14 protein-coding genes and 1 pseudogene are annotated in these 20,594 nt (G+C 66.8%); 6 read left to right on the top strand and 9 right to left on the bottom strand.

Annotated elements, in window-relative coordinates:
* Positions 1-646: 646 nt before the first annotated feature.
* Positions 647-2,968 (top strand): DNA topoisomerase IV subunit A, encoded by a 2,322-nt coding sequence (gene parC / locus BG61_RS21960; RefSeq protein ID WP_035939939.1) that lies wholly within the window; start codon positions 647-649, stop codon positions 2,966-2,968.
* Between the two features lie 153 nt (positions 2,969-3,121).
* Complete coding sequence (locus BG61_RS21955; RefSeq protein WP_035939941.1) at positions 3,122-3,580, top strand: CopD family protein; 459 nt, start codon at positions 3,122-3,124, stop codon at positions 3,578-3,580.
* A 16-nt stretch (positions 3,581-3,596) separates the two neighbouring features.
* Here BG61_RS21955 and BG61_RS21950 read toward each other — a convergent pair whose 3' ends face one another.
* Entirely contained in the window at positions 3,597-4,556 is a 960-nt protein-coding gene (locus BG61_RS21950; protein WP_035939969.1) for a LysR family transcriptional regulator, read from the bottom strand.
* 178 nt (positions 4,557-4,734) lie between these two features.
* Between BG61_RS21950 and BG61_RS21945 the strand changes: the two genes are divergently transcribed.
* From BG61_RS21945 to BG61_RS21935, 3 genes are read left to right on the top strand one after another with little or no spacing between them, the layout of a single operon-like run.
* A complete protein-coding gene (locus BG61_RS21945; protein WP_035939971.1) occupies positions 4,735-6,045 on the top strand; it encodes an MFS transporter in 1,311 nt (436 codons plus the stop codon).
* 24 nt (positions 6,046-6,069) lie between these two features.
* Positions 6,070-7,344: a Zn-dependent hydrolase gene (locus BG61_RS21940; RefSeq protein ID WP_035939943.1), complete on the top strand. Its 1,275-nt coding sequence runs from the start codon at positions 6,070-6,072 to the stop codon at positions 7,342-7,344.
* 16 nt (positions 7,345-7,360) lie between these two features.
* The gene (locus BG61_RS21935; RefSeq protein WP_035939945.1) at positions 7,361-8,383 is read left to right on the top strand and encodes a histone deacetylase family protein; all 1,023 of its coding nucleotides are present in this window, start codon (positions 7,361-7,363) and stop codon (positions 8,381-8,383) included.
* A gap of 80 nt (positions 8,384-8,463) precedes the next feature.
* Here the strand turns inward: BG61_RS21935 and BG61_RS21930 are convergent, their stop codons facing one another.
* The 8 genes and pseudogenes from BG61_RS21930 to BG61_RS21895 form a co-directional block, all read right to left on the bottom strand.
* Positions 8,464-10,896: a bifunctional diguanylate cyclase/phosphodiesterase gene (locus tag BG61_RS21930; protein WP_035939946.1), complete on the bottom strand. Its 2,433-nt coding sequence runs from the start codon at positions 10,894-10,896 to the stop codon at positions 8,464-8,466.
* Positions 10,897-11,306: 410 nt separating this feature from the next.
* Positions 11,307-12,188 (bottom strand): PhzF family phenazine biosynthesis protein, encoded by an 882-nt coding sequence (locus BG61_RS21925; RefSeq protein WP_035939948.1) that lies wholly within the window; start codon positions 12,186-12,188, stop codon positions 11,307-11,309.
* A gap of 103 nt (positions 12,189-12,291) precedes the next feature.
* A complete protein-coding gene (locus tag BG61_RS21920; protein ID WP_051672702.1) occupies positions 12,292-14,478 on the bottom strand; it encodes a phosphocholine-specific phospholipase C in 2,187 nt (728 codons plus the stop codon).
* Positions 14,475-14,786, bottom strand: a complete 312-nt coding sequence (locus BG61_RS21915; RefSeq protein WP_035939950.1) for a hypothetical protein — start codon at positions 14,784-14,786, stop codon at positions 14,475-14,477. Before BG61_RS21915 ends, BG61_RS21920 begins: the two co-directional genes overlap by 4 nt.
* Before the next feature lie 243 nt (positions 14,787-15,029).
* Positions 15,030-15,494, bottom strand: a complete 465-nt coding sequence (locus tag BG61_RS21910) for a RidA family protein (protein WP_035939951.1) — start codon at positions 15,492-15,494, stop codon at positions 15,030-15,032.
* Between the two features lie 122 nt (positions 15,495-15,616).
* Entirely contained in the window at positions 15,617-16,813 is a 1,197-nt protein-coding gene (locus tag BG61_RS21905; RefSeq protein WP_035939953.1) for an aminotransferase-like domain-containing protein, read from the bottom strand.
* A 209-nt stretch (positions 16,814-17,022) separates the two neighbouring features.
* Positions 17,023-17,955, bottom strand: a complete 933-nt coding sequence (locus BG61_RS21900; RefSeq protein ID WP_035939954.1) for a DMT family transporter — start codon at positions 17,953-17,955, stop codon at positions 17,023-17,025.
* Positions 17,956-18,294: 339 nt separating this feature from the next.
* Positions 18,295-18,957, bottom strand: a pseudogene (locus BG61_RS21895) (VOC family protein); the annotation flags it as partial.
* A gap of 163 nt (positions 18,958-19,120) precedes the next feature.
* Between BG61_RS21895 and BG61_RS21890 the strand changes: the two are divergent.
* On the top strand, positions 19,121-20,578 hold the full coding sequence (locus BG61_RS21890) for an aminotransferase-like domain-containing protein (RefSeq protein ID WP_035939955.1): 1,458 nt from the start codon (positions 19,121-19,123) through the stop codon (positions 20,576-20,578).
* Positions 20,579-20,594 lie beyond the last annotated feature (16 nt).

Genomic DNA, 20,594 nt, shown 5'->3' with positions numbered 1-20,594 from the left:
CAAAGAAAGCAGCTATGGGCTCAACGGTGTTAGAACGTGATCGCACTCGCACCACCGATTGGCCCAGCCCCTAAGTGTCGCCCTCACAAGATTCCAGGGGCTTGGCGCGCGGCAAGCATCGTGTCATCGCGCAGCAAACGAATTGGCACAGCAGTCATCCATCCGTCCTCGCTTCGCTCGGACGCAGGTGCACTACGTCGCGGGGCGAGGTCTGCGGTGCCGGCTTGCCACGGGATTTCATGAGCAGGAGCGGCAAAGAACCGATGGTTTTCGGCTGGCCCTTCGTCCAAGCGAAGCGCGGACGGACCTGAACGGAGTGCATACCGCTCTGTTGGAGTTTGCGGGGTGTCAGTGCTTGCCGCGCGCCACGCCCGGTGGGTTTTGTGAGGGCGACACCTAGGGGCTGGGCCAGTCGGTGGTGTGAGTGCGTTGTCGTGCTGAGACTGCTGCCTGAAAAGCTGCTTTCTTTGCTTACTTTCTTTGCAGCAGCAAAGAAAGTAAGCCCCGCCCCGGACAGGGGCAATGCTAATAAACCACGAAGAAAACAAGTTTTATGGAAGCACGAGCGCATCAAATGGTGTAAACACCCGATAGAAGCACCGAACACCTCTTAGAAGCAACGCCAACGCAAAACCACGGAAATTCGATGGGAATCACAGACGATCTCTTCGCCGATCAGGAAGCCGCGCCCGAAGGCGAGCAGCTGACGCTCGGCGACTACGCCGAGCGCGCGTATCTCGACTACGCGGTGAGCGTGGTGAAAGGCCGCGCGCTGCCAGACGTGTCGGACGGGCAGAAGCCCGTGCAGCGCCGCATCCTCTTCGCAATGAACGAAATGGGCCTCGCCAGCACGGCGAAGCCGGTGAAGTCGGCGCGCGTCGTCGGCGACGTGCTCGGCAAGTATCACCCGCACGGCGACCAGTCGGCGTACGACGCGCTCGTGCGCCTCGCGCAGGACTTCTCGATGCGCTATCCGCTGATCGACGGCCAGGGCAACTTCGGCTCGCGCGACGGCGACGGCGCGGCGGCCATGCGCTACACCGAAGCGCGCCTCACGCCGATCGCGAAGCTGCTGCTCGATGAAATCGACCAGGGCACCGTCGATTTCATGCCGAACTACGACGGCTCCTTCGAAGAGCCGAAACTCCTGCCCGCGCGCCTGCCGTTTCTGCTCCTGAACGGCGCATCCGGAATCGCGGTCGGACTCGCGACTGAAATTCCGCCGCACAATCTGCGCGAAGTCGCGGGCGCGGCAGTGGCGATGATCCGCGATCCGAAGATCGGCCACGCGGCGCTGATGGAAAAGATCCCCGGGCCGGACTTCCCGGGCGGCGCGCAGATCATCTCGTCGCAGGCGGAAATCGCCGCGGCATACGAAACGGGGCGCGGCAGCCTGAAGGTGCGGGCGCGCTGGAAGATCGAGGATCTCGCGCGCGGCCAGTGGCAGCTCGTCATCACGGAACTGCCGCCGAGCACGTCGGGGCAGAAGGTGCTCGAGGAAATCGAGGAACTCACCAACCCGAAGATCAAGCTCGGCAAGAAGGCGCTCACGCCCGATCAGCTGCAAACCAAGCAGACGCTGCTCGCGCTCCTCGACACGGTGCGCGACGAGTCCGGCAAGGACGCGCCGGTGCGCCTCGTGTTCGAGCCGAAGTCGAGCCGCATCGACCAGACCGAGTTCGTCAATTCGCTGCTCGCGCATACGAGCCTCGAATCGAACTCCGCGATCAACCTCGTGATGATCGGCGCCGACGGCAGGCCGCGCCAGAAGGGGCTCGTCGAGATCCTGCACGAGTGGGTCGGCTTCAGGTTCACTACGGTCACGCGGCGCTCGCAGCACCGGCTCGGCAAGGTGAACGACCGCATCCATATTCTCGAAGGGCGGATGATCGTCTTCCTGAATATCGACGAAGTCATTCGCATCATTCGCGAATCGGACGAGCCGAAGGAAGCGCTGATCGCGCGCTTCGGCCTCTCCGAGCGCCAGGCCGACGACATTCTCGACATCCGGCTGCGCCAGCTGGCGCGGCTCGAAGCAATCAAGATCGAGCAGGAGCTGAAGGAGTTGCGCGACGAAAAGGCGAAGCTCGAAGAGCTGCTCAACAGTGACGCCGCGATGAAGCGCCTGCTCATCAAGGAAATCGAAGCCGACGCGAAGCAGTACGGCGACGATCGCCGCACGCTGATCCAGCAGGAAAAGCGCGCGACGTTCGAAACGCGCGTCGTCGACGAGCCGGTGACGGTGGTGGTGTCGCAGCGCGGCTGGGTGCGGGCGCTGAAGGGCCACGGCCTCGATCCGGCGGGCTTCCAGTTCAAGGCCGGCGACGGCCTCTACGCCGCGTTCCAGGCGCGCACGCCCGACACGCTGATCGCGTGGGGCAGCAACGGGCGCGTGTACTCGGTGCCGGTCGCGATGCTGCCGGGCGGGCGCGGCGACGGCGTGCCGGTCACGTCGCTGATCGAGCTCGAATCGGGCTCGCATCTGCTGCATTACTTCGCGGCGCCGGCGGAGCAGCCGCTTCTCCTCGCATCGAGCAACGGCTTCGGCTTCATTGCGAAGCTCGGCGACATGGTGAGCCGCGTGAAGGCGGGCAAGTCTTTCATGACCATCGACGAAGGCGCGGTGCCGCTCGCGCCGATGCCGGTCGTGCCCGACGCGACCCACGTCGCGTGTCTCGCGAGCAGCGGGCGCCTGCTCGTGTTCGGCATGGACGAGATGAAGACGCTCTCGGGCGGCGGCCGCGGCGTCACGCTGATGGCGCTCGAACCGAAGGAAACGCTCAGGCAGGCGCTCGCCATCGACGTGAAAGGCGTGCTCCTGATCGGCACCGGGCGCGGCGGCAAGCTGCGCGAGGAGAAGCTCGCGGGCGCGGCGCTTCAGCCGCTCGTCGCGAAGCGCGCGCGCAAGGGCCGCGCGCCGGAATCGTCGCTGAAGGTGAGCGAACTGCGGCCGGTATTCGAAGGCTGATCCGTCAACGCTTTCACGAGGCGCCCCGTTACGCGGCATTGCGCAGCACGCCGCAGCACGTAACGGGGCGCTTCTTCATGTGAAAAGCGGAACTGGCTCGACAACCCCCAGTCGAACGCCCAGGCCAGCACTCCACAACCACACGGAAACACAATGACCAAAGCCATCGAAGTGGCGCTCTTCCTGCACCTGCTCGGCGTTGCCGTGTGGATAGGCGGAATGGTGTTCGCTCACTTCTGCCTGCGCCCGGCGCTCGGCGATCTCACGCCGCAGATGCGCCTGCCGCTCTGGGAAGCCGTCTTCGCGCGGTTCTTCAACTGGGTCGCGGGCTCGGTGCTCGTGATCCTGCTGACGGGCGGCTATCTCCTGATGCAGTACGGCGGCGGCCACGCCGCATGGCCGCTGCATGCGATGGCGGGCCTCGGCATCGTGATGATGCTGATCTTCGGGCATATCCGCTTTGCCGTGTTCCCGCGCATCCGCCGAGCGGTGCAGGCGCAGAACTGGCCGGACGGCGCGCGCGCGGTCGGGACCGTGCGGCGCCTCGTCGTCGTCAATCTCGTACTCGGCGTCGTGACCGTCGGCACCGCCGTGCTCTCGCGCGGGTTCTGAAGCATGCGTTCCTGATTCAGCGCGAGCCGAGCCGCTCCGGCAGTGAGTAGCGCTGCATCGTGCGCTCCATGCTGTCGAGAAACGCCTGCTCCGCCGCGTTCATCTTGCGGGCGCGATGCCAGAGCAGGTGGATGTTGACGTCCGCCAGCCCTTCCTCCGGCGGCAGGCGCCACAAGCGCTGCTGCGCGATGTCGTCGCGCACGATGTGCTCCGGCAGGCAGCCGATCCCGTATCCCGCGAAGATCAGCCGGCGCACCTCGTCGAGACTCGGCGACGCCGCCACGATCCGCCCCGTGAAGCCCCGCTGATCGCGAAACACGGCGAGCGGCGAAAGGCTGTCGCCGATCTGGTCGCTCGTGAACGACACGAAGTTCTCGGCGAGCAGGTCGTCCATGGTGAGCGCCTGCCGGCCGAACAGCCGGTGGTGCCGTCCGCAGAAGATCGCGTAGCGCTGGCGCAGGAAGCAGCGCTGCTCGAGCTTGTCGACGGGGGTGCGGCAGAGCCCCAGGCCCGCCGTCGCGGTCTTCTGCAACAGCGACGAAATGATGTCGGACGAGCGCATCACCTCGATCTGCAGGTCGATGCGCGGATACGTCCGGTGGAACTCCGCGAGAAATTCGTCGTACACGTCCGAATCGATGCGGCTGACGCTCAGAAGGCGGATCGAGCCGGTGATGTCGTCGGTGCGGTCGTCGAGTTCGGTTTCGAGCCGCGACATGTGGCCGTAGATGTCGCTCGCGATCCGGTACACCTCCTCGCCCGCGCGCGTCGGCTCGAAGTGCGGCCCGCGCCGCTCGATCAGCCTGCGGCCGAGCGTGTCCTCCAGGCGCTTCAGCGCCTGGCTCACGGCCGGCTGCGTGAGGTGCAGCCGGGCGGCGGCGCGGCTCACGCTGCGCTCCTGCATGATCACGAGATAGGTGCGCAGCAGGTTCCAGTCGAGCCGGTCATTGAGAAAACGCGCGACATCGGCGCGCAGCTGCGTCATTGCCTGCTCCTAGATATTAGCCAGATTTATACGGAAGATAATAAACCGAAATTTGACTAATATTTTATGGCTGGTGATAAAACGGCTCTCACGCAGCGTTTCCATCAGGCGCTGCCCGAACAACGACGCGCCCGCCCAGGCGAAACCGGGCGCGCGACAGGAGCCCACGGTGACCCCATCCCATCAGACAACCCGCCAGCCGGTACGCGCCGCGACGGCCGCGTTCATCGGCACGATGATCGAGTGGTACGACTTCTACATCTACGCGACCGCCGCGGCGCTCGTGTTCGGGGAGCTGTATTTCCCGTCGCATGACCCGTTCGTGAGCACGATGGCGTCGTTTGCCACGTTCGCGGTCGGCTTCTTCGCGCGGCCGCTGGGCGGCCTCGTCTTCGGCCATCTCGGCGACAAGATCGGCCGCAAGAGGGCGCTGATGACGACCCTCATGATGATGGGCGTCGCGACCGTCTGCGTCGGCCTGCTGCCGAGCTATGCGAATGTGGGGCTGCTCGCGCCGGTGCTGCTCGTCCTGCTGCGCGTCGTGCAGGGCATCGCGGTCGGCGGCGAATGGGGCGGGGCGGTGCTGATGGCGGGCGAACATGCGCCGGAAGGCCGCCGCACGTTCTTCGCGTCGTTCGCGCAACTGGGCAGCCCGGCAGGCCTGATCCTGTCGCTCGTCGCGTTTCGCGCGGTGACGTCGATGGAGCACGCGGACTTCATCGCCTGGGGCTGGCGCCTGCCGTTTCTTGCGAGCGCGGTGCTGCTCATCGTGGGCATCTTCATCCGGCTCGGCGTGAACGAGTCGCCCGAGTTCGAGCGCGAGAAGCGGTCGAAGCGCACCGTGGAGCTGCCGATCGCCGAGGTGTTCCGCTCGTCGGGCTGGCTCGTGGCACTTTGCATCGGCGCGAACACGATCGGCATCGCGGGCGTGTACTTCACCAACACGTTCATGATCTCGTACACGACGCAGTACGTCGGCGTGACGAAGTCGCTGATCCTCGACTGCCTCTTCGCGGTGGCGATCATCCAGTTCCTCGTGCAGCCGCTCGCCGCGTACCTCGCGGAGAAGCTCGGCGGCGCGCGTTTCCTGAAGCTCGCGGCGCTGTGCGCGATGGTGTCGCCGTACCCGATGTTCATCCTGGTCAAGAGCGGCAACATGGTGTCGATGATCGTCGGCATCGCGCTCGCGGTGGTCTGCATGGCGAGCTTCTATTCGGTGATCGCGGGCTTCGTCTCGGGCATCTTTCCGACCCGCGTGCGCTATTCGGCGATCTCGCTGTCGTATCAGGTGTGCGGCGCGATCGCAGGCGGCCTGACGCCGCTCGTCGGCACGTATCTCGCGCACAGGTTCGTCGGGCAGTGGTGGCCGCTCGCCGTGTTCTACACGTGCCTCGCGGGGCTCTCGCTCGTGTGCATCGTGGCGCTCGACGCGCTGAAGCACCGCCGCGCCGACGCGCCCGACGCCGTGCCGGCCCGCTGAACGCCCTCAAGAGGACCTGAAGACATGCTGCAATGTAACGGCCCGCGACTGTGGGCGAGCCTGATGGACATGGCGCAAGTGGGCGCGACCGCGCGCGGCGGCGTGCGGCGCCTCGCGCTCACCGACGACGACCGCCGCGGCCGCGATCACTTCGCGAAGTGGTGCCGCGAGGCGGGCATGACGGTGAGCGTCGATGAAGTCGGCAACCTTTTTGCGCGCCGCGAAGGCACAGACGGCACGCAAAAGCCCGTCGTGATCGGCAGCCATCTCGATACGCAGCCGGAAGGCGGGCGCTTCGACGGCGTCTACGGCGTGCTCGCCGCGCTTGAACTCGTGCGCACGCTGAACGATCACGGCATCGTCACGGAAAAGCCGATCGAAATCGTCTCCTGGACCAACGAAGAGGGCGCGCGCTTCACGCCCGCGATGCTCGGCTCGGCGGTGTTCGTCGGCGCGGCGCCGCTTTCGGCTGCGCTCGACACGAAGGATGCCGACGGCGTGACGCTTCGCGATGCGCTCGCGCAATGCGGCTACAGCGGCACGCGAAGCGCGACCGGCCAGCCGGTCGATTCCTACTTCGAGGCGCATATCGAGCAGGGGCCGGTGCTGGAAAGCCACGGTAAGCCGATCGGCGTCGTGACGGGCGGGCAGGCGATCCGCTGGCTCGACGTCGCCGTGACGGGCGTCGCCGCGCATGCGGGCACGACACCCATGCCGTACCGCCGCGACGCGCTCTTCGCGAGCGCCGCGATGGCGCTCGAACTCGAAGCGATCGCGCAGCGTTTCGCGCCGCAGGGGCTCGTCACGATCGGGCAGGTCGGCATTCCGAATTCGTCGCGCAACACGATTGCGGGGCGCGTCGCGTTCACGGTCGACCTGCGTCATCCCGACGACGCGCAAATCGATGCAATGGAGCGCGAGCTTCGCGAGGCGTTCGGCCGGATCGCGAAGGCGCGCGGCCTCGACGCCGTGATCGAAAACTACTGGACGAGCCCGGCGACACCGTTCGACAGCAGTTGCGTATCGCTGGTCGAGGACGCCGCGGCGCGCCTTGGCTACGGCTACGAGCGCATCGTGAGCGGCGCGGGCCACGACGCGATCCACCTCGCCCGCCACGTGCCGACGGCGATGGTGTTCATCCCGTGTGTCGACGGCCTGTCGCACAACGAAGCCGAGGATGCGCTGCCGGAGGACGTCACGAGCGGCACGAACGTGCTGGTGAATGCGGTGCTCGCGCGCGCCGTCGCCCGCACGCCGGCCCATGCATGCATGAATGACGGCAATGGCCGAGGACAATGAACGAGGACAACGACAGATGCTGGCTTACTTTCATCCTGAACAGCTGAAACATCATCCGCGCAGCTACCTGTCGCGCGGCCAGATGCGCACCCCGCAAGAGGTGCCGGAGCGTGCGCTGCGGCTCGTGCAGGCCGCGAAGTCGCTCGACTTCGACGTGCGCGAGCCTGCCGACCACGGCCATGCGCCGCTCGCCGCGGTGCACGGCATGAACTACCTGCGCTTTCTCGAGGAAGCGCACGCCGAGTGGAAGAAAATCCCGCAGGACTGGGGCGACGAAGTCATGTCGAACATCTACGTGCGCGAAGGTAATCCGCTGCGCGGCGTGCTCGGCAAGGCGGCGCGCTATCTCGCCGACGGCAGCTGCCCGGTCGGCCCCGACACCTACCGGTCCGCCTACTGGTCGGCGCAGAGCGCGGTGGCGGGCGCCGCCGCCATCAACGAAGGCGCGCGCGAAGCGTATGCGCTGTGCCGGCCGCCGGGCCATCATGCGCGCGCGGAAGCGGCGGGCGGCTTCTGCTACCTGAACAATGCGGCGATCGCGGCGCAGGCGTTGCGCGAGCGCTTCGGCCGCGTCGCGATCCTCGATACCGACATGCACCACGGCCAGGGTGTGCAGGAGATCTTCTACGGCCGCGACGACGTGCTGTACGTATCGATTCACGGCGATCCGACGAACTTCTATCCGGTCGTCGCGGGCTATGAGGACGAGCGTGGCGCGGGCGAAGGCGACGGCTACAACGTGAATCTGCCGATGCCGCACGGTGCGGGCGAGGAGGTGTTCTTCGAGCAGCTCGACGCGGCGCTGCGCGTGCTCGACCGCTTTCAGCCGGATGCGCTCGTGCTCGCGCTCGGCTTCGATATCTACAAGGACGATCCGCAGTCGATGGTCGCGGTGACGACCGAAGGTTTCGGCCGGCTCGGCGGCGCGATCGGCGGGTTGCGGCTGCCCACCCTCATCGTGCAGGAGGGCGGGTATCACATCGACAGCCTCGAGGCGAATGCGCGGTCGTTTTTCGGCGGGTTCGCGTCGGCGCGATGAAGCCGCGCAGCCAGGCGGGAGGGTTCGTCGAGCCTTCACGCCTGGCGATCAACCGACCGGCCAGCCGCCTGACGGTCACTTCAATCCTCTGCCTTGATCCCCACGACCGCGCTCGTTCGCTCCTTACCGTGCCCCTTGCGCGTGCGCGGCGCGAGACCGGCGGAATGCCCGCACACCCCGAAGCGGTCGAGCAGCGCCTGAACCCCGTCCGCGGGCACCGGGCGCGAGAACAGGAACCCTTGCGCCTCGATCGGCCCGAGCCCCGAGAGCCACGCAATCTGCTCTTCCTTCTCCGTGCCTTCCACCACCACCGTGAGCCCGAGCGAGCGCGCGAGATTGATGATCGCGGAGACCATCACGCATACGCTGCGATCGTCGGGGATCGCCTGGATGAACGAGCGGTCGACCTTGAGCGTATCGACGGAAAAGCGGTTCAGGTACGACAGCGACGAATAGCCCGTGCCGAAGTCGTCGAGCGCGATGCGAACGCCCAGTCGTTTTAACGCCGAGATCTTTTCCGATACCAGCTCCGGGTACTCCATCATCACGGTTTCGGTGATTTCGAGTTCGAGCTTGTCGGCGGGAATGCCGCTTTCCGAGATCGCCCGCGCGACGGTTTCGAGCAGGTCGCCGCGCCAGAACTGGACGGCCGAAATGTTCACCGCGAGCGACAGGCCCGTGTAGCCGTCGCGCTGCCAGCGGGCAAGCTGCATGCATGCGGTATGAATCACGAAGTCGCCGACGGGCACGATGAGCCCCGTCGATTCCGCGACCGGTATGAACTCGTTGGCCGGAATCAGCCCGTGCTGCGGATGGTTCCAGCGCACGAGCGCCTCGAAGCCGGTGATGCAGCGGCGCGCGAGATCGATCTTCGGCTGATAGGCGAGGAAGAGCTGCTGCTCGGTCAGCGCGACGCGCAACTGCTGCTCCCACTTCATCAGATGGTCCGCGCGATGCGACAGGTGCGGCGAGTAGAACTGGTAGCAGTTCTTGCCCGCGTCCTTCGCGCTGTACATCGCGAGATCGGCTTTCTTGAGCAGGTCGATCTCGCTTTCGTTCGACACCGAAAAGAGCGCGATGCCAATGCTTGCGTGCAGCACGAAGGCGCTGCCGCGCACGTCGAACGGCGTCGCGAACATGGTCGAGATGGCTTCGGCGAGCGCGACCGCGCGCCGCTCGACTTCGTCGCCCTTCACCACGACGACGAACTCGTCGCCGCCGATGCGCGAGAGGGCGCCCGTGTCGCCGACCGTCTCCGCAAGGCGCGACGCCGTCATCTGCAGCACGATGTCGCCGGCGTTGTGGCCGAGCGTGTCGTTCACCGTCTTGAAGTTGTCGAGGTCGATGAAGAGCAGCGCGAGGTGCCCGAGATTGTCCGACTGGGCGACATCGTGACGCAGCGCCTGCAAGGTGGAATACCGGTTGCGCAGGCCGGTCAGCAGGTCGAACTCGACGAGATGCGTCATCTCGCGCTCGCGCCCGAGCAGCTTGCCGATCAGGCCCGTCGCGACGGCGAAGAAGCCGAGCATCGCGAGCGAGATGAAGCTCGCCATCAGCAGGTAGACATTGCGCGTGTGGTTGTAATCGGTAAATTCCTCGCGTACCGACAGGCCCACGAGCACGCCGAGCGGATAGCCGTCGATGTGCCGGTACGACACGATGCGCTTCACGTTGTCGATCGGGTCGACGTAGATGCCCGACGCGTGGTCGGAGGTCGGATACACGCCGCTCGCGGTGAAGTCGCCGCGCGCGCGTTCGGCGGCGGTCTTCGGGTCCAGCTTGCTCACCGCCGTCTTGCCGGCGGGGCCGGTGGCGGCGCCCGCGCCGGTGTTGCGCGCGAGCACGGAGCCGTTGTCGGAGACGACGGCGATCACGCCTTCGCGCCCGATCGACGCCACGTTGTAGAAGTCGCTCGTGAAGTAGGTGGGGTCTTCCGACACCACGACGACGCCCGCGAACGAGCCGTCCGGGTGGTTCAGGCGGCGCGTGATCTGCAGCGTCCACATGCCCGAGACGCGGCCGCGCACCGGCTTGCTGATATAGAGCAGGTCGTCGTTGGAATGCGCGTGCACCTTGAAGTGCTCGCGATCGGAGAGGTCGATCGGCTTCGGATGCGGGTCGGCGGTGTTGGCGATCAGCGTGCCGTACTCGTCGATCAGCGACACCTGCACGAGCGTGTCGCTCTGCACGACGCCCTTTTCGACGGTCGCGATCAGATTGAAGTTCTCGGGCGTCTTCTCGAACTCGTACTTGACGAAGCGGGTGATCTGGTCGACCTGGTGGATCGCCTTGATCGTGTGCTGCTCGAGCGCGGACGAAAGGATCGCCGCCGACGCCATGGACTCATGCGTCGTCGCCTCGCGCTCCACCGAGAGCCGCGCGAAGATCACCGTCCAGAGCAGGACCAGCACGAGCGTGCCGAGCACGGGAATGGCGAGCAGCGCGCGCCGGCGGCGGGGCGGCGAACTGCTCAGCTTGCCTTCGCGTGACGCATTTGGCCGTGTTCGGTTCATGAGCTCGCTTGAGTCCGTGGGCCACGAGGCGCATTGCGCCTGACGCTAGACTGCGCTACTGGGTAAAGGCGATGCATGTTATGGAGAATTGGGCCGAAAGCGAAACCTCTACTGCGTCACGCGGGTTGCGGGTCGGAGGACGACGATCCGCCTTGGTGCACGCCAGGCGCATCGCGCCCGCACGACACGCGGGTCCGTCCAGCCGATCGCATGCCCGGGCATCGGATCGTCGCCTCTTTCCGAGGCCTGCGGCCGCCTTGCAAGCATACGTTTGCTCTCTGGCGCAGCCTAACCGCGTGTTCTCACGCGGTCTGCGCTCTTGTATTCCCGTCCCTGATTGTTCAGATATTACTGAAGGCTTCTAATTTAAGGAAGCACAGTTGTTTGGGGTATACGCGCGGGCTGCCGCATCAATAGCGGAAGGTGCCGTCGACGATCGTCAACGCGTGGCCGCCGACCCACGTGCGCGCGCCGGCCGCCGCGTCGTCGTAGGCGATGCTCACGCGGCCGTCGCGCCCGAGCGCCGTGCCCTGGCGCACGGTGAAGGCGCTGTCCGGCCGCCGCCCCTGTTCGGTCAGCAGGCACGCGAGCGCCGCGTTCGCGCTGCCGGTGACGGGGTCCTCGATGCTCTCAGCGCCATACAGGATGCAGCGCAGCTCGAACGTGGCGGGCGCCGCGCCGGGGTGCGGGCCATAGGCGGCGATGCCGTGCGTGCCGGTCTCGGCGGCGAGCGCGGCCATGGCGGTGCGCTCCGGCGTCAGCGCGAGGCAATCGCTCGCGGAGTTCACGCAGACGACGAGCCACGGCACGCCGTTGTTCACGGCACACGGCGGCGCGCTGAAATCGATTACGCCCGGCGAGAGCGCGGCGGCGAGCCGCTTTTGCTGCGCCTCGTCGAGCGGCACGATGCGCGCGGGCGGCGCGGCGAACGCCCATGCGCCGCCGTCGCGCTGAACGAGCTGCACGAGGCCGACGCCGCATTCCTGGACGAGCTCGCCGGCGCGCTGCGGCAAGTAGCCGCTTTCGAGCAGCGCATGCGCCGTGCCAAGGGTCGGGTGGCCGGCGAACGGCAGTTCGGTGGCCGTCGTGAAGATGCGCACGCGATAGTCGGCGGCGGGATCGGTCGGGCGCAGCAGGAAGGTGGTTTCCGACAGATTGGTCCAGCGCGCGATGGCCTGCATCGCGTCGGTCGTGAGATCGTCGGCATCGAAGACGACGGCGAGCGGGTTGCCCTTGAAGGGCACCGAAGTGAATACGTCGACTTGCTTGAAGCGCACCGTTCGTAGCTGCATGCGTGACCTCCGGAAGGACGCGAGAGGTCGATTCTAAACGGCCCGTGGTGTCTTCGTACCGGATCGCGGCAAGCCGCGATCCGGCCGGCTTCGGCTGTTGCTGCTACGCAACCGTTGCGCTGCCGGACGCGCGGGACGTGCCGGACGTGGACGCGGTGGCGAACGTGCCGGCCGTCACGGGTGCAACCGCCGCCGGATCGCTGATGCCCGGGCGGCCCGTCTCGACATGGCCCGCGAGACGGCGCGTGAAGCCGTCGTCGTCACGGTCGCTGACGGTGAGGTCGTACCAGTGATGGCTCGCCGCGAGAATCCACGCTTCCTCGATCCCGGCTCCCGGCGGTACCGTCACCTGGCGCGGATGCGCGCCGTAGGCGTTGTCCGTCACCGACAGCTTCGCCGGATGGTCGCCATCGTTGGAGAAGCGCAGGACGAGGTTGCCGTTCGCGATGTCGTAATGCGCCTTCAATTCGGGTTGCGCCGTCTTCCTGGCGTGCTTGCCCTGCTGGCTTGCCGCGCTGCCCGTGAACGTGCGCACGAACCCGTTCGGACCGTAGACGCTGAACGCGTAGGTGCCGCCGGTCGTCGCGAGATCGAAGGTTTCGCGCAGCGACTTGCCCGCTTCGACCGTATAGCGCCACGGGCCGTCGGTGCGGTTGGTCGAGTACACGTAGAAGTGCGCGCCCTGGCGGCCGGTGTTGGCGAACTCGATCACGAACTGGTTCTGCCGGTCGTCCTCGTGACCGTTCACGTGAAGCTCATACGGCAGCGCGCGGGCAAAGCGCGTGCCCGGTTCCTGCGGATCGATCGGGCCGTGCGTCGCGGGCACGGTGGGCGGCGGCTGCGTCGCGCACTGGTTGTCGGCGATCGACTTGTAATTGCTCGTGTCCGGCAGCGGCGGCATCCCGCCGTCGGGCGTGCGGAAGTCGAACGCGGAGGTGAGGTCGCCGCACACTGCGCGGCGCCACGGCGTGATGTTCGGTTCATCGACGCCGAAGCGCGCCTCGATGAAACGGATCACCGACGTGTGATCGAACACCTGCGAGCACACGAAGCCGCCCTTCGTCCACGGCGACACGATCGTCATCGGCACGCGCGGCCCGAGCCCGTAGGGCAGGTTGTCCACGGTGTAGCTGCCGCCGCGGCCCGGATTGACCACGTCGTGGATCTCGCCTTCGGTCGTCACGGTGGACAGGCCCTGCGCGCGAGTGGTGGCGGGCTGCGGCGGGACGATGTGATCGAAGAAGCCGTCGTTCTCGTCGTACATGATGAAAAGCACGGTCTTGCTCCAGACCTCGGGGTTCGCGGTCAGCGCGTCGAGAATCTGCGACGTGTACTCGGCGCCGTAGGCGGGCGTGTACTTCGGATGCTCGGAGTAGGCCGCGGGCGGGCACAGCCACGACACCTGCGGCAGCCGGTTCGCGAGCACGTCGGCCTTGAGGTCGTCGATCGTGCGCACGGTCTGCGCGCGCTGGTACAGCGACGAGCCCGGCTGCGCGTTGATGAAGTTCGTGAAGTTCTGCAGGATGTTCGTGCCGTAATTGCCGTTGAGCGGATCGGAGCCCGTCAGGCCCTGCTGGTAGATCTGCCACGAAATTCCCGCCGCCTCCAGCCGCTCCGGATACGTGGTCCACGAGAGCAGCTGATACTTCGGCGGCACGTCGCCGTCGACGAAATCGTTGTTGTCGAGCAGCGGCCCGCCCTTCGTGCCGGTCGGATCGACCATGCCGGTCATCAGATACGAGCGGTTCGGGTGCGTCGGGCCGGGCATCGAGCAGAAATAGGCGTCGCAGACGGTGAACGCGTCGGCGAGCGCATAGTGAAACGGAATGTCCGCGCGCAGGTGATAGCCCATCGTCATGTCGGTCTTGTTGGCGCACCACTGGTCGTAGCGGCCGGCGTCGAACGCGGCGTGGGTCTTGTACCAGGAGTGATCGAGGTCGCCGACGCACTGCGCGCTCGTCGTCTTCGTGTCGAGGTGAAACGGCAGCACGGGCTTCGTGGCGTCCGCCTTCGACGGCTGGAACCACACGGGCTTGCCGCCCGGCAGCGGGATCGGGAAACGGTCGTTGTAACCGCGCACGCCGCGCATATGGCCGAAGTAGTGGTCGAAAGAACGGTTTTCCTGCATGAACACGACGATGTGCTCCACGTCGTTGATGCTGCCCGTGCGGGACGAGGCCGGCACGGCGAGCGCGCGGCGGATCGATTCGGGCATGACGGTCAGCGCGGCAGCGGCGCCGGCCGAGGATGCTACGGTCTGCAGAAAACGGCGACGGCTATTCGAGGTCATCGGTTTTTTCCTTCTGCTTGTGGGAAGACGTGCGCCTGGTTGTTCGTGCCGCCGGCGGAGTCGGGGGAGCGGCTGAACACCGGGGTGATCTGGTGGTTGTCGGCGTCGAGGCTGGCCTGGACGCTGGCGACGGGATCGCTCGCCGCAACGGACAAAGTCGCGGCGGCGGCGCTGGCAAGTTCGGGTTGGGCGGGGTCGGGCGTTTCGACGGCGCGGGCTTCGGTGCTCGACGGCGGCGTGCCGGGTTCACCGGGCCCGCAGGCCGCGAGAAGCATGGCCAGCAAGGCGAGGAGGGAGAAGCGGGTCATTGGAGTCTCCAATCTTTTTTTCGGCGCTCGATACAACTGAGGAATCGGACGCCAGTCTGGAGAAGCTCCGAGAAACTTTCGTGAAACGTTTGCGAAGGATTGGTAATTGGCGGGATTGACGTCACTTCCTGTCAATTGCCTGACGTTATCGAATTTTTGTGAAAGTTACAGGAAAGTTTCGGGCAGAAAAAAACCCGGTGCCGTAAGGCACCGGGCTTCGCGAAAACGCATGAAACAGCCGGATCAGCCCACTTCGGCGATCAGTTCGATCTCCACGCACGCGCCAAGCGGGATCTGCGCGACGCCGAACGCCGAGCGCGCGTGCTTGCCGCGCTCGCCGAACACGTCGGCGATCAGCTCCGACGCGCCGTTGGTCACGAGGTGCTGCTCGGTGAAGTCGGGGGTCGAGTTGACGAGGCTCATCACCTTGACGATTCGCTGCACGCGGTTCAGGTCGCCGACGTGCGCATGAAGCGTCGCGAGCAGGTCGATTGCGACCGCACGGGCAGCGGCCTTGCCTTCCTCAGTGGAAATCGTGTCGCCGAGCTTGCCGGCGTGCACCTTGCCGTCCTTTTTCGCGATGTGACCCGACAGGTACACCGTGTTGCCGCTCTGCGCGCTCATCACATAGGCGGCGGCGGGGGCGCCCGCGCTCGGCAGCTCGATGCCGAGCTGCTTCAGTTTGTCGTATACGTTCGATTCGGCCATCAGTCACTCCTCGGAAAATGCGTCAATACTTGGGTGTATACGCGGGTTGACGCGCGATGAAGGAAAAGCGCCGCGCCGTCCCGCAGGACGGCACGGCGCCGGGCGGGCGGTTCCCGCAGGGTTCAGAGGCTCGCGCGAACCAGCGCGGCGAGCTTCGCGACGCCTTCGTTGATCTTAGCCGGCGGCACAGTCACGAACGACAGCCGCAGCGTGTTGTGCTCCGCCTCGTTCGCGAAGAACGGGCCGCCCGGCACGAACGCGACATTTTGCATGATCGATTCCTCGAGCAGCTTCATCGTGTCGATGTGCTGCGGCAGCTTCACCCACACGAACATGCCGCCTTCCGGCCGGTTCCATTCGACACCCGCCGGCATGTGATGTTCCAGCGCCGCGAGCATCGCCGCGCACTGGTCGCGATAGAGCGCGCGGATGGTCGGCACGTGTTCGTCGAGAAAGCCGTCCTTCACGACTTCGTGCACGATGCGCTGCGTGAGGCTCGGCGTGTGCAGGTCGGTGGCCTGCTTCGCCTGCACGAGTTTGAAGTGCAGCTCCTCGGGCGCGATGATGTAGCCGACGCGCAGGCCGGGCGCGAGGACCTTCGAGAACGAGCCGAGATGCACGATGTGATCCGGCGCCATCGACAGCATGGTCGGCAGCGGGGCGCCCGCATAGTCGAGCGCGCCGTACGGGTCGTCCTCGATCACGGGAAAGCGTGCCTTCTGCGCGAACTGGGCGAGCGCGCGGCGGCGCTCGAGCGGCAGCCGCCGGCCGGTCGGATTCTGGAAGTTCGGCTGCGCGTAAAGCAGGCGCGCGCCGTCGATGAGCTTCGCGTCGAGGCGCTCGGGAACGAGGCCGTGCTCGTCGGTCGGCACCTGCACGTAGTGCGGCTCGAAGAGAGAAAACGACTGCAGCGCGCCGAGATAGGTCGGCGTTTCGACGAGCACGCGGCTCGCCGGATCGATGAGCACCTTGCCGAGCAGGTCGAGCGCCTGCTGGGAGCCTGTCGTGATCAGCACCTGCGACGTGCGGATCTTCGCGCCGTGCACCGAGTAGCGCGCGGCCACCCATTCGCGCAGCGGCAGGAAGCCCTCGGTCGCGCTGTATTGCAGCGCGGCGGACGGATGCTCGCGCAGGATGTGGTCGGTCGCGCGGCGCATTTCCTCGACCGGGAACGTCGCGGGGGAGGGCAGCCCGCCCGCGAACGAAATGACTTCAGGCCGCTCCGTCACCTTCAGAATCTCGCGGATCGCCGAGCTGGTCAGCTTGCGTGCGCGTTCGGAAAGACGCCACGGCGTGGCGTGAAGATCGGCTTGGTTCATGGATGTCCTCGGTCGTCTCGTTGGCAGCGGGGCTGCGTGGTGTTTGTGGGTGGGGCTCGGGTTGTGGAGTGCTGCTATGGATTTGCTATGGGTCTTGTTATGAGTCGCTGCTGGACGGCGTTCACGAGCGGTCATGCATTGCCGCAACGATCGGCGCGCGCGGGTCTGGCGCGGCCGAATCCGTAATCATCCATTATCGCTCGCGCGCCTCACCTTGCGTTCGTCGGCCGCGCGCTCGTGGCGACAACCGGTGCCGCCGCGGTGCGAATGGAGGCCCTGCGGCCGAGCACGACGGTGGCGATCACGGCCGCGGCGTAAATCCAGGTCGATGTCTCGACGTGCTCGCCGAAAAAGAGCGCGGACAGCGCCATCGTGAAAAAGATCTGCAGCAACTGCACTTGCCCGACGCGGGCGATGCCGCCCATCGCGAGACCCGCATACCAGGCGAAGAAACCGATGAATTGCGAGAACAGCGTGACGTAGCCGAACGCGAGCCAGGTGCGCAGCGCGAGCGGTTCCGGGTGCGCGGCATGGTGCGCCCACGCGAGCCAGCCGACCGGCAGCACGAGAAACGGCGCCGACACCACGAGCGCCCAGCAGATCACCTGCCAGCCGCCCATCTGGCGCGCGAGCCGCGCGCCTTCCGCATAGCCGAGCGCGCCGATGCCGACCGCGACGAGCATCAGCAGATCGCCCGCCTGCACACCGCCGCCGCCCGCCTGGAGCGCGAAGGCGACCACGATCGCGCTGCCCGCGACCGCGGAGAGCCAGAACCCCTTCGACGGCCTCTCGTGCGAGAGCCAGGCGGCGTAGATCGCGACGCACAGCGGCTGCAACCCGTTGACGACTGCGCCATGCGATGCCGGCACGGTCTTCATCGCCCAGGCGGAAAACACCGGAAACGCGATGATCACGCCGAGCGAGACGACGGCGAGGCTCTTCACCTGCGGCCAGGTCGGCCAGCGCTCGCGGCGCCACAGGAGCAGCGCGGCCGCGGGGACGGCCGCGACGAGCGCGCGGCCGAGGCCGTTGAGAAGCGGGTGAATTTCCTCGACGACGATGCGCGTCATCGGCAGCGTCAGGCTGAAAATGATCACGCCGATCAGGCCGAGCAGCATGCCTTCGGTTTCGCGGGTCTTCATCGGGGGCGAGTCTCCTTGTTCGTCTGTTTCGCGACGCGCTCAGGGCGCCGTCTGCGATGTTGCGGGGATCGACGGGGAGCGCCCGGCGATCCGTTATTCAGTTTGCTCCGCTGCGGCGTCCGGCGGCGGAATTCGCTCGCCGGACGAGGCGCCTTGCGCCTCGTCCGGCTGGGTTGCTTCTTCCTGCGACCCGGCGGGTGTCTCCGCTTCGTCGTCCGCCTTGCGGCTTTTCGCGCGCCTGCGTGGCCTCTTCGCCTCATTGGCGTCATTGGCCGCGTCGGCCTCGATCCGCCGCGCTTCCTCGACCGATTCCGCAGACTCGCCGATGGTCACGATCCCGCCGTCCGGCAATTCGAACCGGGCGACGAGCGCCGGTGCGCCGGAAGTCGGCAGAACGCGCATCAGGTGCGCCGCGCCGAGCCACGCGAGTTGCTCCGCGACCGTCCCGGCACGCGGATGGAAGCCCGTCAGCGAAACGAGCGCGATGCCCGTCTGCGGCAGCGCCGACGACGGATGCGCCGGCTTATCCCACTGGATCAGCGACGGCGCGACGCCGTCGCCCGCGGCCTGCCAGGCGGGAAACGCGCCGTCGTCCGGCACCGTGAGGCCCCATCTGTTCGCGCCGCGCGACATCGCGACGACCGGCGCGATGCGCTCCGGATACTGCGCCTGCCAGCGCGCGAGCCCCTTCGGCCGGTCGACGCGCGCGACCCAGTGCACGAGCTGCGGGCCGTCTTCCAGCCGGCGCAGCAGCGCCGGGTCGTCGAGCGCGAAAAGACGCGGGCGCGGCGCCTCGGCGGGAGGCGCGTCCGGATCGATCGCGATGACCTCGAGATACACGCCGCCGAACAGGTTCAGCAGCCGGTTGTGCGTGCGCATCAGCGGATGCGCGCCGCCGCCGGCCGGCTCGACGCCCAGCTTTGCCGCGACGAACCGCGCGCCTTCTTCCAGCGTGCGGGCGGCGATCACGAGATGGTCCAGTTTCAGCGGATGAGCGGTCATGGCAATCAGGAGAAATCGGGGCCGATAGCATAACCGTTCGCGGCGCGAAAACCGTTCCGAACGACAAATGTAGCGCCTATCACCTGCACAGTAACGGTACAATCGGACCAATACTATTCAGTACAGTTTTCGCCGGGGCAGCACCCCAAACGGAGGCCGCGACATGTCCGTTCCGCTCGACCAGATTCCCGCGCCGCACGACGCGCCGCAACGCACGCTCGTCGACCAGCTCGTCCAGTGGGGGCGCAGGCGCATCGACGAACGCGTGTTCCGTCCAGGCATGCGCATGCCGTCCATCAGGAAGCTCGCGCTCGACAAGGGCGTGTCGCGTTTCACGGTCGTCGAGGCGTACGAGCGGCTCGTCGCGCACGGCTATCTCGACTCGCGGCGCGGCTCCGGCTTTTTCGTGCGCGAGCGCGCGAGCGCGGGCTCGAACGCGGCGCCGGCGCAGGGGGCGAGCGCCGAGCGCGAGCCGGTGGAAAACACCATCGACGTGGTCTGGCTCCTGCGCAACATGCTGCACACGTCGACGCCCGCGAAAGGCCCGGGCCTCGGCTATCTGCCCGGAAACTGGCTCGACGGCGAACTCATCACCAACGCGCTGCGCTCGATGAGCCGCCAGAGCGGCGCGCAGCTGCTCGGGTTCGGCACGCCGCAGGGGTTTCTGCCGCTGCGCCAGCAGTTGCAGACGCGGCTGGAGGAACTGGAGATCGGCGCGTCGGTGCAGCAGATCGTGCTGGTTTCCGGCATCACGCAGGGCATCGACCTGATCGCGCGGCTCTACGTGAAGCCCGGCGACACGGTGATCGTCGGCGATCCGGCGTGGTTCCAGATGTTCGGGCGCTTCGTGTCGCAGGGCGCGCGGCTCGTCGGCATGCCCTATACGCCCGACGGCCCCGATCTCGACGCGCTCGAAGCGATGGTCGCGACCTGGCGCCCGAAGATGCTCGTGATCAACTCGGTGCTGCAGAACCCGACCGGCACGTCGCTCACGGCGGCGCAGGCGTTTCGCATCCTGCAGCTCGCGCAGACGTACGACTTCATCGTCGTCGAGGACGACATCTACGGCGACCTGTGCCCGCCGGGCTACCCCGCGACGCGCCTCGCGAGCCTCGACCAGCTGAAGCGCGTGATCTTCCTCGGCAGCTTTTCCAAGACGCTCGCGGCGAACCTGCGCGTGGGCTACATCGCCGCGCCGCTCGACGTGGCGAAGGCGCTCACCGACCAGAAGATGCTCGTCGGCATGACGACGCCGGAGCTGAACGAGCGCGTGCTCTACAAGGTGCTCACCGAGGGCCATTACCGGCGGCACGTCGAGCGGCTGCGCGGCCGGCTGGACAGCGTGCGCGACAAGACCACGCGCATGCTCGAAAAAACCGGTTTCAGGCTCTTTCTGACGCCTTCGGCGGGCATGTTCCTGTGGGCCGACACCGGGGTCGATTCGGACGCGCTCGCGGCGGCTGCGCACGAAGCGGGCTTTTTGCTGACGCCAGGCAGCCTTTTTTCGCCCCACCAGTCGCCGACGACCTGGATGCGCTTCAACATCGCGAACTGCGGCGATCCGACCCTTCCCGCGATGCTCGCGGGCCATCTGGAGAAGGCCGGGCGGCGCGGCGGCTAGCGCGCCGGCGTTGCGC

The sequence above is a fragment of the Caballeronia glathei genome (assembly GCF_000698595.1).
Classification (GTDB): Bacteria; Pseudomonadota; Gammaproteobacteria; order Burkholderiales; family Burkholderiaceae; genus Caballeronia; species Caballeronia glathei.
The sequence above is the reverse complement of the archived record's forward strand: the minus strand, read 5'-3'. Positions and strand labels throughout refer to the sequence as shown.